Origin of the sequence: Spirosoma terrae (assembly GCF_010435915.1) — a bacterium.
GTDB lineage: Bacteria > Bacteroidota > Bacteroidia > Cytophagales > Spirosomataceae > Spirosoma > Spirosoma terrae.
The window spans coordinates 129968-143900 of sequence record NZ_JAAFZH010000005.1; the positions used below are offsets into that span (position 1 = coordinate 129968).

A 13933-nucleotide genomic window follows, 5' to 3' on the forward strand; every position below is an offset into this window, starting at 1 on the left:
TTATTTAAATGGATATACATTCAGGATTGCAAGATGAGATTGCTGGTATTGAATCTAGTTTGCCTGCCGGATTATTTCACGGAAAATCGGGTTTGGCTATATATTTTTATTTGCTTTCTGAAGTAGATAAAAATCCATTATTGTCTGATAAAGGTTTTGATATTTTACTGGATGTTAATTCAACTATCTCATCTGTTACTGACTATTCATTTGATGAGGGGTTGGCTGGTATTGGATGGACTATTGAATGGTTGATTCAGAATTCTTTTATTACAGATGTTAATTCGGATGAAATATTGGGTAGTATTGATGATACTTTGTATAAAAGTATAATGTACGCTGAAGATGACAATCTTGGGCTTCCTGATGGTACTCTTGGGAAGTTAGTTTACTTTCTAGCTAGATACTCCAATCAGAGCAATAATTCCAGCCGTTATGTGAAATTAAGCATTAAAGAGTGTTTAGTTATGCTAACCGACGATATTCATTTGAAATTGCTTTCTGAAGATGGTGTACTTTTTAAAGAAGTAATATCTGTTCGGGATATAGTAGATATTGGTAATTTACTCATAATACTATCAGATTTATTAACATCTAGGATTAATGAATCTATCGTTGAAAAGATCGTTTATAAAATGGTAGGTCTAATTAAAAAAATTATAACTTCCAATTTAATAGTAAAGAATTATACGGTTCAATTAATTAATTATTTAAAGACTTGTCTCAAAATTGTTGGATCAAAGCTTAATCAACAGATATGGCTACTTTCTAATCCCAATTTTGGCGCATTAGAGAGATTTAGTATTTCCTCAGCCATCGATGATGATTCCTTGTTGCAATTTTATGCCCATTCGTTGAATCTTTATTTTTCAACACCTGCCGTTGGCTCAAATGCTAACAGTTATTCAGGTCTGTACGCTGAACAAGGGTTGTCCATCAGCAATACTTCCACTTTTAATAAAGCATTACTAGCAGACTGCTTGATCCGTTCTACACAGTTTAGGAATTGTTATACAGAAGTACTTCTACTGGGTTAGATTACCTGAATTATTTTATCTACAAGCGCTATTTTTATGACTATGCCTTTTGCTGGGTTTAAATATCCTGATTCGTTTAACATTGGCGATCATATTCAATCATTAGCTGCAGAACAGTTTATTCCTAGTGTTACAAAGCGATTTAATCGTGACAATCTTCGGCATGTTAAGTATAGTAAGCCAATTAGTCTTATCATGAATGGGTGGTTTAGCCATAATCCTAGGAACACTTTTCCGCCGGCTTCAAATATAATACCTATTTACTGGGGTTTACATTTAACCAATTGGAACACGACAATTGATTATTTAATTTCTTCTACTGCAACTATTGACCACTTAAAGCTTCATTCGCCTATTGGTTGCAGAGATCTCTACACGCATCAGAAAATTACATCGTTAGGCATAGAATCATTTTACAGTAAATGTCTTACCCTTACGTTTCCTAAAAGAAAAGTAAAGCACAGTCAGAAATGGATTATGATAGTAGACGTGCCGGTTCCTTTACCCGGATTTGTGGAAAGTGTTTCAATCAGGGTTTCGCATCAGTTATCCTCTGATGTAAGTGAACGGGACAAATTTAAGCAGGCTTCTCAGGTTTTAGCTCTGTACAGGGATTGCGCAAGCATGGTAATTACATCAAGACTTCATTGTGCATTACCATGTATTGCTATGGGAATACCTGTAATTTTTATTGGTAATCCATTCGATTATCGGGTTTCCTTAATATCAGATCTAGGTCTACCAATTTATCAGGTTCCATCGTCTGTTTACTCTTACGATGGGAATTTACAGCGTGAATCGCTGCTAGGATTCTGGCAATCAATTAATTGGGATCCTAAAGTAATTGATTTTGAATCTGAAAAGGCAAAGTTAATTCAGCGCTTTACAGATCATTTATCATTGATGATCTCAAAACATCAGTAGTTTACCAGTGAGTTTGCCAGACTTGTTTACACTTTTAACTCAGAGTTTATAAAATGCTAGGTTTAAAATTAGGCCTTACCCAAACTGGCGCTTTTCTTTGATTCATATAGTCTTTGGATCGTTTTCTCACTGGTCACCATGAACAGGAACTGACCCTGTTTATTCATATGCGAGCTAATGATGACTATTAGACGGGCATAAGCATCCATACTACAAATGTTATAAATAGAGAGGCACGTTTTTAATTCATAACTACTTAATTTCCTGTTAGTTATTGGTGGACGCAACCACCGAAACAAGGATTTTTAGAATCAACTGAATTACTTTTTTCTCACCGTAATTGAGCCGATAAATGAGGTAAGGGTAAGCTCGCCTCCACCTCCATTGATACTCGATGAAAGCCATTCAGCGGTTTTAAAAGGTTTTGTATTTGTTACACTGTTAAGCGGAAAATCGGATTTTATATCACCACGTGACGCTTTTAGTCTAATAGTCGTTTTGGTATTCGAGGGCAAACCAATATCAATATTGCCTTTTAAAGTAGATATAGCAGTAGGGTTCGCAGACTCTAATTTCGTGAAATTTACAGTTAGGTTTCCTCTCGTATTACTTGCAGATACAGAGCCAGAAATTTCATCGAGTTTTACATCACCCTCAAAGGAAGATACTTCAACCAGACCAGAGACACCTTTTATAGTAATCGAGCCTTTACCTAATGTCTTTATTTTGATTGAAAATTCTTTGGGGATTTTAATAGTTAAGTTTATTGTACTTTTAATTTTAAAATTCTTTATTGATATCGCATTGCTTTTATTTTCAATTTGCAATTCATTAGAACTGCTTAATGTTTTTTTCATGCCACTCATCGAAATAGTTGGGTCGTTGGCCTCATTTGCGTCAGCAATTGTTTTTATATCAATCTGGACCTGTTTCCCTTCGTAACTCTGAATATTAATATCGCCTATACCCCATGTGATGGCAAGTAATCCTGGCTTTGAAGAATCTTCAAGTGTTAAGTTAAGTTTGTCACCTTTATAATCCTGCGCATTTATATCTGTGAGCATCAAAGAAAATACTGCTAATATTAAGATAGTTTTCATCGTAATAAGATTTTTAAAAGTATGTAAACTAATTAACCGAGTTTCTGTATCGTTTCAGTTATTCTGGACTTCACAATGCTATTTAAGGAGTTACGCTTAAGCATTTTTTTAAAATATTTTATTGACCGTTTTTCCTGTAATTCAAGCATCAGGTCAATTAATGCAACCTGAACAATGGGTGATTCCTGATTAGTTAAAGACTTAATTAATTCCTGTCTCACATAGGGGTTATGGGAAAGTCTGGAAAGTGATTCAAGGGCCGCAAGTCGAACATTGTCGTTGGTGTCATTATTAAGTGTAGTAATTAATGCGTAAACAATTGTTGAATCCAGACTCGGCAAATCGTTGCTGTATGCGACAGCTCTCAAGCGTACCGGAGCATAAGGGCTGTTCAACAAAGTAAATAAGTCTTTTTTATCAGCTTTGTCCGCTATAACAGATGATTTGTCATGATGTGCATAATTCCCACCCGCGTCAGACACTCTGCTGAAATAATACCCAAGAGAGAAGCTTATCAGAATAAGTAGGAGGCTGTAAGCAAACCGTGGATAATAATGACGTTGCCCGAGCTGATTGAAAAAATTAGAGAAATTAGCTATCAATTGCTGAAGGTAGGTCTTCCTGGGTCCAGCTTCCTGATAGCTATTCAGCATGTTGGTGAATTGAGTTATCACAATGGGATCGACAGGTGGCTCAGGGAGGTTACCCAACGATTCCCAGACCGCTTGGATTGTATCAAATTCAGATTTACAATCCGGGCAAGTCTGAAGATGTGTTTCTAGTGATAATTCTTCATCACGGGATAGTTCATGATTGAAATAACTAAAAAACAAAGGCTTTATTTTATCGCATTTTTTCATATTATTTTGTTGATTTAGGGTGAAGAATAAGCTTAAGCTCATTTATTGCTCTATGGAGTTTTACCCGGACTGCTCCCTCAGTGGAATTTAATATTTTTGCAATTTCAACGTACCCTAGATTCTGAAACCTGCTTAAGATGATGACCTCTCTGTCATTGAAACTTAGTTTATCCAAGGCCAGGTTGAGCGAATCAATCTGTTGCTGTTTTTCGATTTCCTGGTCAATCAATAATGAATCATCGGCTTTGTCTGCCAGAGAATTTTCGTCAGAATAGTATACAAGGCCATTTTTTTTGAAATTATCCGAAACTACATTTCTCGTAATCTGATACAGCCAAGTTCTGAATTCATAATTCTCTTTATAAGTATGTTTATACTTTAGCACCCTGTAAAAAACAGTTTGCAGCAGATCCTGACTTTCCTCTTTATGCCGTACGAAGCGAAAGATAAATCTATATATATCTTTATGGTAGCGCATAAACAGAACAGTTAAAAGCTGGGCGTTCCCGCCTTTCACCTTTTCCATCAGTGAATTATCTGTAAGATCATTTGCATCCCTGTTGTAATTCATCGCATGGCTTATTTAGTTTAATTAATACAAGTAACATTTCTGTATAAAGGTAGGTGGCTTAATAAATTCTGCCTTTTTCTTCTGTATTTATTGTTTTATTAACACTTCTGATTTTTTTGGACCCGAAGTTATAGGTCATTGCAACATTGATATGCCGCATATCATTATAGATATATATATACTGCTTCGAATCCTGAATGAATCTACTATTCTGATTATAATTAGTTTTAAACACATCGAATACCGCTACATTTACATTCAATTTTTTAGAAAAAAAGCTAGTTTTAAAACCAATATCGACACTTGATCTAGCTTCTAATTGATAAATGCCCGTATTCCCCGGTAATGATAAAAAATAATTTAACGTAAGTATATACTTTTTCTCTTTGTCCAAATACACATTGTTATTGCTGGAAAAATAGGTGTAGTAACCTCGGTTGATGGGTATATTCAGATAGCTTATAAAGGGGGTCGCTGCATTGTATGAGCATCGGATTGTATTATAGCTATCAAAAAAAGACACTTTATTAAACTGGTGAGAAATAGATAGACCAACTGTGGATTCGTCATAGGCATTCAGTGGAGATGAAATTAGGCTATCACCATTAATTGAAGTTACCTGAGTGAAAGAGTTTTTCTGAAGAGTACCAAATAGCATGAGGTTAACGTTGGTTGTATTCAATCCCAGTTCAGCTGTATTCACATAATAAGGCTGGAGTGATGGATTGCCTGTACTATATATGTATTGGTTTTGGTAATACCTGTTTGGATTCAGTGCATTAAAACCAGGCCGGTTTATCCGCCTTGAATAGGCAAATGTCAGAGTTTTATCTTCATTGTATAAATATGAAAGAAATAGACTTGGAAAGAGATTGGTAAATGTTCTTCTAACGCTGGTATTTGCAATTGCTGATCTTCCCTCCATTAATGAACTTTCCAGGCGAAGTCCGGCTTTCAGAGTCAATGCATTTTTAAATTTTCGAGTCACGCCTGCGTAAACTGAACCGATTTGTTCTTTATAATAAAATTGGTTCCACTGAGCCCAAAAAGGAAACTCTTCTGCTAATCGTATACTTGAAAATGATGTATTACTACTGTTATTAACAAAGGAAACCTTTGCACCGGCTTCAATTTTAAATAGTTTGAATGGCATTATAAAGTCTAGATTGGATGTAAATACTTTATATCCTGCATCTGTAGGATTTAATACTCTGACTCCTGACGATATTTCTTTATTTATTTCTGTAGTTGAAGAAAGATCTATTTTCTCACTACTATTTTTTTGTAAATAATTTATAGCGAACGATAGTTTTTTTCCGGATGAATCAAGCTGCCTGTCGATATAACCTAGGAGTGATAGAAATCCCGATTCACTGTTATTGCCAGCATTTGTAAGAATAGTAGAGTCAGGTGATCCAAAACTTGTGTATTGATTATTTGTATTGTTTACCGAGTTTATTAGTGTTGTAAATTGATTCAGGTTAATTCCGATAGCAGTTTTTTTATCTATATTATAGTTAAGATTTAATGTAGAAGAAAAAACTTTTGAATAATCTTTCCGGATTGAGTGGACGCTTATCGCTTTGGAATTTGTATTAATTAATAGGTTAGAATTTGGTCTTTTACCTTCAATATCTGAAGACAGGCTAAGGGAAAGGTTAAACCTGTTCTTCTGATATGTAATATTAGCAAATGGAGACGTACCTGGTAATGTTCTCTGTCTGAATGCATTTCCTACTGTTCCACTAAATCCTTCGGAATCACTTTTTTTCAGTACTATATTTATTAGTCCACTATTTCCTGATGCATCAAAATTTGCCGGTGGTGTAGTGATAACTTCAATCTTTTCAATACTTTCTGATCGTATTGACCGTAAATAGGTAATAATATCACTTTCTGAGAGCTGCTGAAACCTTCCGTTTATTAATAAGCCGACAGTGCCTTTACCGACTATTTTTAGAGCATTATCCTGGACATCCATCAGGGGTGTTACTCTTAATGCTTCCAGAGCGGTGCTACCCGTTGAAACAATGCTTTGACCTACATTAAATGTCAATCTATCAATACTTCTTTCAACTAGAGGACGCTTTTTTATTATTGATACTTCTTTCAGATTTAGTGTTACTTGTGATTTTATCCGCCCTAAATCAATATTACCTTCGACATTCAATTCTTGGTTGTAAATCAACTGATTAAACATAAAGGCTTTTATCGTCGTCATTCCTTTTGGCAGAACCAGAGAAAATCTCCCTTGTTGATTTGTGACGTTTGAAACCATTATAGAATCATTTTTATAGCCAATAAATTGTATGTTGGCTATTGGTTCGCTGCTCTCATTGGTGAGTATACCGGTTACGGTAAATTGCGAGAATGCTTTTAGCTCTAATAAGCAAAAACAAATGATCAGAAATGTTTTCATACATTATCAGGATTTAGGATTTATTCACACGTCCAGCTACTTTCTTTTGTTTCTTTTGGTGCTGTACGTTTGAATACCTGACTTCATCTGTTTCGTTACAAAAAAAAATAGATAATTTATTTGTGTAAATAATTGCTTATATATGAGTGTCTTATAATTTGTTTGGGTTGGATCTCTCAGCGCTGACATTCATGAAAAAAGTCCACTACAGACTTTAAATCATTTTAGTTAGGCTATTAGCCAATCTATGAAATCATCAAGAGGGAGGCGTGCTATCATTGAATAGCCTCCACTTAGCCGTTCTGAAACGACTTAAGCCACTTCCTTTGAGCGCAAACCATTTAGCCGGACGGCGCCTTTAGCTTTGCTCTTGGTATAAATCCTATATTTCTTGACCTTATGAGCAGCTATGGTGAATTCAGGATACCGCCAGGTTAATGACCTTCCCGCGAAGTAGTACCGGGGCTGTTTAGTTGGATAGGTACCAATTAAAATTGTAGGCAATTAGACCTCATAAAAGTACTACTGGCATCTAGTCATGGTATGTATATAGACTTTTTTCACTTTCCAATCTCAGCTATGGCATTTATTCCCTTTGTGGGCATCGATCAAAGTCACCCGGCAGTTTCTAAAAATTATTATTGATGCAGCTTTGTATATAGCTGCAACTCAACCCATGCTTCATCGCAACAGCGACCCGGTAGCGGTTTTAGAGCCGCCCCTCGGTTTCCCTAAACTCCTGGTTTGGGTTCATCAGTACGGAGGCCCTACCGGCTTGCTGTTCCGTTTTGAATATACATGTATATATGCTCTTCCCATGTGACCAACGTAAGAGGAGTACTCTCTACAATCAGCGCTGGAGGTTAAACAGTCCATGGGCATCCAGCGAGCCAACAATGACTAAGCTGGTGCAATGATGCTAGCCCGATTTACCCGCTCGAATTCCCATAGTAAGTTTGAGCTGTGTTGCAATAAGAATTCAAAATGGCAATAATTAGTCTGCCTGTGAACAACTCGTGTAGGGAAATCGGAGATTTCTATACTCAACCCTATGAACTAGTTGCAATCTACACGGGTGAATTTTATAAGCTGGCAGTTCAATTGGTTCAAAACCTTGTCTTCACTTTTCGCCCGCATCTGTCCGCTATTGGTTGACGATATACAGTTATAATTAGCCGAAACTATACACTATTATGAGTCAAATGGAAAGTATCAGATTGTTGTACCTATGTTGTACCTGGAGAAATAAGTGGATTGTAATAGGTTCATTATAAGGGACTTGTGCTGTTGAGGCGCAGATTTCAAAGTCCTGCGATTAGTGGGCTTTTCGTAAGACCCGATTTATAGTGTTTTTTTAGATGAATAGCCCGGTTGTTTTATAAACTCTAACGTCATTAAACGTTGTAGAGCAACCTGGGTTGATGTTTTTTAACACGTTTTCGGCAAAATCCATTCAGTGCCGACCCAATAAATTTATAGCTCAGGTCAGCCTGAGCTACGTAATGAAGTTGGTAGGATCGGTTTATTGATATTTTGCGACAGCCTGAAGTTTATACGAAATTACCCCATGAAGAACGCGTTGCAACTTCTGAGCTAAGTCATTCATGTATGTAAAGCCGATCTGCTGAATCGACGATTTTGCTTTATTGTAAGCAATAGGAACTGTGGTTGCAATCGGCTGACTTTGTGCGCTTTCATTCTTATTGCGCATCATGCCGGTTAGCGTCACTAATCCCGCACTTACCGATAACTGCCCATCAAAAACAATATCTTTTTTGCCATTGAACGATTGATCTGTCGATTGAATCAGCAGCATGTTGTTACTGGCCGCATAGGAAATAGACTCTTCCGAAAGAACCTGAGCAATAGCTATATACGATTCTTTGTCAGCCAGATCGGTCGTAATTAAAATAACATTGGCACCTTTAAATGGCATGTGCTGACCTTTAGAAGACAGCGACAGTAAACACAGTTGGATGAGTAACCAAATGGAGACTGAGTTGATCGGATAGAGATTCATGATTGTATAGAATTGGGTGAATAATTAGGTGCTTGCATACGCAATACTTATATGACGAATAAGATGGACAGGGTAACTAACAAAAAAGTTTGTAATAATCGAAAGCCAATCGAAAGAAAGCAAGAATGGAGAGCGGAATGCTAAAAAAAGGTGCTTGGGCGCCTGTTTCCTGGGAAGTGAAGAAAAGACAAAACCCGGCCGCAACGCAACCGGGCTGTTCCACTAAACGATTAATATAAATTACAATATACTGGCTGGCCCATGAAATACCATGAAAATTTCCCGGAAACGTAATGAAGAAGGGATTAAGGGCTTCCTGATCGATCAATTTTACCTGGTATAAGGGTATCCGCACAGAAAAAAATACTTTACCTCGCTGAACACGCATAGTGAATGCTGAACTGTACTTATTAACCTATACTTATGCAGGCAACTACCTCGGCAGGCTCACTGAAGCCAGCTGCTTTTACGGAAAAAAAATACCTCGTAACGCTCGTGTTTGTAACCTCATTGTTTATGCTGTGGGGAATTGCTATTACCATGGGCGACGTACTAAACCGGCATTTTCAGAACGTACTACACGTATCAAAAGCGCAGTCGGGTCTGGTGCAGTTTTCGATTTTTGGGGCTTATGCTGTTATGGGCATTCCAGCCGGTTTGTTTATGAAGCGGTTCGGCTATAAAAATGGTGTTTTGCTTGGCTTAGGGCTCTACGCAATCGGCGCGTTTCTGTTTGTACCTGCTGCCAATGCAGAGTCGTTCGGTTTTTTTAGAATTGCTTTATTCATATTAGCGTGTGGTCTGGCTACGCTCGAAGCCGTTGCCCACCCATTTGTAGCGGGGTTAGGCGATCAGCGCACCAGCGATCAGCGTATCAATTTTGCGCAGTCGTTCAATGGGGTGGGCGCCGTTGTCGGGCCGCTGATTGGTGGCTATTTCATTCTGCGAGGGGGGCAGGAGCATTCAAATGATCTGGAATCGGTTAAAACGCTCTATGTGGTTATCGGATCGGTGATTCTGAGTATCGCGATTGCTTTTTCGTTTGTTAAGGTGCCTCCTGTTCAGGATGCTCATGCGATTGATGCTGAAGCCGATTCATATGCCGTTCCGACAACACCTGCCGATTTACAACAGCCTAAAGGATTATTTCAGCGGTCACATTTCATATGGGCCGTTATTGCGCAGCTTTTTAATACGGCCGCGCAGGGTGGAACCTGGGCATTCTTCATTAACTACGGTGTTGAAAAAATGGGCTTTGATGCGGAAAAGGCAGCGTACTATTTTGCCCTGAGTATGGTCATGATGATGATCGGTCGATTTGCCGGAACGTATCTGATGCGGTTTATTGCGCCTAATAAACTGCTGGCCGGTTTTGCACTGGGAAACATTATTATGTGTCTGATCATTGCCCAAAGTGCGGGCTGGGTATCGTTTGGGGCATTGCTGATGCTTAACTTTTTCTTCAGTATCATGTTCCCGACTATTTTTAGCCTGGGCCTGAAAGATATGGGCGACAAAACCCAGCAGGCTTCTTCGTTTATTGTGATGGGGGTTGTTGGTGGGGCTTTATTTCCGCCAATCATGGGCCAGATTGCGGACAAGGACGTAGCGTCGGCTTATTATCTCCCTATTATCTGCTATGCCGTTATTTTTCTATTCGGAGCCAGATTCTATAAGGTGAAATAAATCGCCCGGAAATAACAATGAACTTGGGTTTTTAGCCTGTTATGTAGCGATTGATCAAAATAGAGCGGTTTATTTTGGCTACGAAGGGTATCGATTCGCTAAAGTAGACTGTTTCATACTACTATTCGTTACAAGATTAGATACACTACGTAGTCCCTATAGAACAGACTACTCAGAAGGCCCTCTACATAACTCGCAGACAATCAATACCTGTATGCAAACAGAACAGACTATAAGCACTGATAATCAAATTAATAGAAAAACGGCTTTTTCCAGCCGATATGCAACCTCTCCCAATGAAGTAAAGGGAATGAATACCGAGCAACTGCGGGAAAATTTCCTGATTGAAAACGTGTTTGTTGCCGACCAGTTTCGATGGGTTCTTTCTTTTTTTGACCGCTATTTAACGGGAGGTATTATGCCGGTAGATGGCCCCGTTACGTTAGATACGCCCGACCAGTTAAAGGCCCAGTATTTTCTGGAACGTAGAGAGTTGGGTATTATTAACGTGGGCGGAAGCGGACGCGTTGTTGCCGATGGCGTAGCGTATGACCTCGATTACAAAGAGGCTTTATACATAGGTCAGGGTACCCGCGATGTTCAGTTTATATCGTATGATTCGGAGTCCCCAGCTAAATTTTATTTGAATTCTACTCCGGCTACGCATGCTTATCCAACGCGCAAGGTATCGAGAGAAGATGCTGAAGTGGTTGAGCTTGGCACGTTAGGGACCTCGAATCACCGGACAATTAATAAATTGATTGTGAACAGTGTATTGCCTACCTGCCAGCTGCAAATGGGGATGACTGAACTCAAAACCGGTAGTGTCTGGAACACAATGCCGGCGCATACCCATGACCGCCGAATGGAAGTCTACTTTTATTTTGAAGTACCAGAGGGGCAGGCCGTGTGTCATTTTATGGGCCAGCCTCAGGAAACCCGCCATATCTGGATGCAGAATGAGCAGGCTGTTATTTCGCCCAACTGGTCGATTCATTCCGGCGCCGGTACGTCTAACTACACGTTTATCTGGGGTATGGCAGGCGAAAATCTCGACTATGGTGATATGGACTTCTGCGCAATAACGGATCTGAAATAGGATGAGAGTATTCATTGTACTAAGTATCCTAACAGCTCTTGTTACGGAGTCGGTTGCTCAGAATGCGACCATACGTATTACCAATCCGGGCGCTACGTCCTTAAAACAGACCGTAGTTGAAATTCCCTGGAAAACGGTTAAAGCCGCCTATGCGCAGGTCGATACGGCGATGCTTCAGGTGGTTCAGACAGAAACGGGCCAGGAAGTTGCTTATCAGTTAGAACATCGGGGTGAAAAAGAAATCAAAAACCTATTGGTTCAGGTCTCTATTGATCCCAAGCAGACCATTCGCCTGGCCTTACGTCGGGGAAAACCTGCTCCGGTAGAACCCAAAACCTACTGCCGCTACGTTCCTGAACGCTACGACGATTTTGCGTGGGAGAACGACCGGGTTGCTTTTCGCATTTATGGGGCTGCGCTAAACGGCCGTTCCGATAATGCGTACGGTTCTGATATCTGGGCGAAACGGACTGACGCATTGATCCTGAATAAATGGTATAAGCAAAACGATTACCATAAAGATCATGGAGAAGGCCTGGATTATTACCATGTTGGGTTAACGCTTGGGGCTGGCGATATAGGCGTGTTTCTGAACGATTCCATCCAATACATTCATAACTACAGGAACTGGAGCGTGCTGGATAATGGACCACTACGGTCAACATTTCGTGTTACGTACGATCCGTATATGTTTAATGGTATTACGGTCAAGGAAACAAAGACGATTTCGTTGGATGCCGGTTCGCAACTGAGCAAAATACAGGTACACGTTGATCATGATGCCCCCCGGAATTTACCGATGGTGGTTGGTATTACGTTGCGTAAAGAACAAAGTCCACTGTTGCTGGATGAAAAAAATGGCGTGCTGGGCTATTGGGAACCAACGCATGGTAAAGATGGTACAATTGGGGTCGGCTGCGTTTTTCCTGCTAGCCCAGTGTCAATGCTACGTAAGTATGAACACGGATTGGCAAAACTGACTGTGAAATCACATGCCGATATGGTGTATTACAATGGGGGAGCCTGGGACAAAGCAGGCCTGATTACATCCAGCGAAGCCTGGTTTGACTATCTGCATGAATTTGCCAATCAGTTGAAAAAGCCCCTGATCATACAGGCTGGGAAATAAAAGTGCGATTGGTTTGGTAAAAACCAACCTGACAATAACTAACATTTACATGACTTCTGTACTCAATTCTTTTTCGTTAGTTGGTAAAACGGCGTTGGTAACGGGCTGCAAACGAGGTATTGGCAAAGCGATGGCCGAAGCACTGGCTGAGGCTGGTGCCGATATCATCGGAGTTTCGGCCAATCTTGAATTGTCGGGTAGCGCCGTTGCTGAATCAGTGGCGAAAGTGGGTCGTAAATTCTATGCGTATCAGGCTGATTTTGCAAAACGAGAAGCTATTCAGGCATTTATTGAGCAGGTAAAAAAAGATCATCCCGTTATCGATATTCTGGTTAATAATGCTGGTACTATTCTCCGCAAGCCTGCTGCCGAACACCCCGATGAGTATTGGGATGAGGTGATTGCCATTAATCAGACTGCTCCGTTTATTTTGACTCGTGAATTTGGCAGAGACATGGTAGCAAGAGGTAGCGGTAACGTTATTTTCACTGCCTCGTTGTTAACGTTTCAGGGAGGAATTAACGTACCAGGCTACGCTGCCAGTAAGGGTGCTATTGGCAGTTTAGTAAAAGCCTTTGCCAACGAATGGGCTTCGAAAGGTGTAAATGTGAACGCCATTGCGCCAGGTTATATTTCGACCGACAATACAGAAGCACTACGTAACGACCCGGTACGTAGTCAATCAATTCTGGCCCGGATTCCGGCGGCTCGATGGGGCGAACCCGAGGATTTCAAAGGCCCAGTTGTCTTTTTGGCCTCATCGGCTGCCAGCTACGTGCATGGCACTGTTTTAACGGTTGACGGTGGCTGGATGGGACGATAAACACACTTTTTTAAGAACAATAACTGGAGAGCCTGGCAATTGCCGGGCTTTTTTGTAAGTAAATAGTACTATCTCAAACTACTAATCAAATCGAGTTAGGCTATCTCTATACGGAGTTTTGATGAATTTGTCGCTTAATAAATGGCTTTCTACATCGAAGTAAACAATTTTGTTAATAGTTTATACCCACTATTTTCTTGTAAAAAATCTAATATAGAGACAAATTGATATATCTAAATTTATATAAAATATTGAAAATCAGCTG

Annotated in this window: 12 protein-coding genes; 6 read left to right on the top strand and 6 right to left on the bottom strand. The window is 39.6% G+C overall.

Translation table 11 applies throughout. The features are described 5' to 3' along the window. Positions 1-8: 8 nt before the first annotated feature. Together GK108_RS13570 and GK108_RS13575 are read left to right on the top strand one after the other, a co-directional pair. On the top strand, positions 9-1037 hold the full coding sequence (locus GK108_RS13570; RefSeq protein WP_163948912.1) for a lanthionine synthetase LanC family protein: 1029 nt from the start codon (positions 9-11) through the stop codon (positions 1035-1037). Between the two features lie 36 nt (positions 1038-1073). Beyond that, entirely contained in the window at positions 1074-1961 is an 888-nt protein-coding gene (locus tag GK108_RS13575; protein ID WP_163948914.1) for a polysaccharide pyruvyl transferase family protein, read from the top strand. A 320-nt stretch (positions 1962-2281) separates the two neighbouring features. Here the strand turns inward: GK108_RS13575 and GK108_RS13580 are convergent, their stop codons facing one another. The 6 genes from GK108_RS13580 to GK108_RS13605 form a co-directional block, all read right to left on the bottom strand. Then, positions 2282-3061: a DUF4097 family beta strand repeat-containing protein gene (locus tag GK108_RS13580; RefSeq protein WP_163948917.1), complete on the bottom strand. Its 780-nt coding sequence runs from the start codon at positions 3059-3061 to the stop codon at positions 2282-2284. A 32-nt stretch (positions 3062-3093) separates the two neighbouring features. After that, positions 3094-3921, bottom strand: coding sequence for a HEAT repeat domain-containing protein (locus GK108_RS13585; protein ID WP_163949669.1), 828 nt, complete (start codon positions 3919-3921; stop codon positions 3094-3096). Between the two features lies 1 nt (position 3922). Continuing rightward, a complete protein-coding gene (locus GK108_RS13590; RefSeq protein WP_163948921.1) occupies positions 3923-4492 on the bottom strand; it encodes an RNA polymerase sigma factor in 570 nt (189 codons plus the stop codon). 58 nt (positions 4493-4550) lie between these two features. Further along, positions 4551-6911 carry an outer membrane beta-barrel family protein gene (locus GK108_RS13595; protein WP_163948923.1) on the bottom strand — a complete coding sequence of 787 codons (2361 nt, stop codon included), beginning with the start codon at positions 6909-6911 and terminating at the stop codon, positions 4551-4553. Between the two features lie 1522 nt (positions 6912-8433). Beyond that, positions 8434-8931, bottom strand: a complete 498-nt coding sequence (locus GK108_RS13600) for a hypothetical protein (protein WP_163948925.1) — start codon at positions 8929-8931, stop codon at positions 8434-8436. A gap of 76 nt (positions 8932-9007) precedes the next feature. Continuing rightward, complete coding sequence (locus GK108_RS13605) at positions 9008-9319, bottom strand: hypothetical protein (RefSeq protein ID WP_163948928.1); 312 nt, start codon at positions 9317-9319, stop codon at positions 9008-9010. A 35-nt stretch (positions 9320-9354) separates the two neighbouring features. On the opposite strand from GK108_RS13605, the gene fucP reads away from it, so the two are divergent. The 4 genes from fucP to GK108_RS13625 all read left to right on the top strand — a co-directional run bounded on the left by fucP (position 9355) and on the right by GK108_RS13625 (position 13668). Further along, positions 9355-10617: an L-fucose:H+ symporter permease gene (gene fucP / locus GK108_RS13610; RefSeq protein ID WP_163948929.1), complete on the top strand. Its 1263-nt coding sequence runs from the start codon at positions 9355-9357 to the stop codon at positions 10615-10617. Between the two features lie 214 nt (positions 10618-10831). Next, positions 10832-11716, top strand: coding sequence for a 5-dehydro-4-deoxy-D-glucuronate isomerase (gene kduI, locus GK108_RS13615; protein WP_163948931.1), 885 nt, complete (start codon positions 10832-10834; stop codon positions 11714-11716). A 1-nt stretch (position 11717) separates the two neighbouring features. Beyond that, positions 11718-12845, top strand: a complete 1128-nt coding sequence (locus GK108_RS13620) for a DUF4861 family protein (RefSeq protein ID WP_163948933.1) — start codon at positions 11718-11720, stop codon at positions 12843-12845. 49 nt (positions 12846-12894) lie between these two features. After that, entirely contained in the window at positions 12895-13668 is a 774-nt protein-coding gene (locus GK108_RS13625; protein ID WP_163948935.1) for an SDR family oxidoreductase, read from the top strand. The last annotated feature ends 265 nt before the right edge of the window (positions 13669-13933 follow it).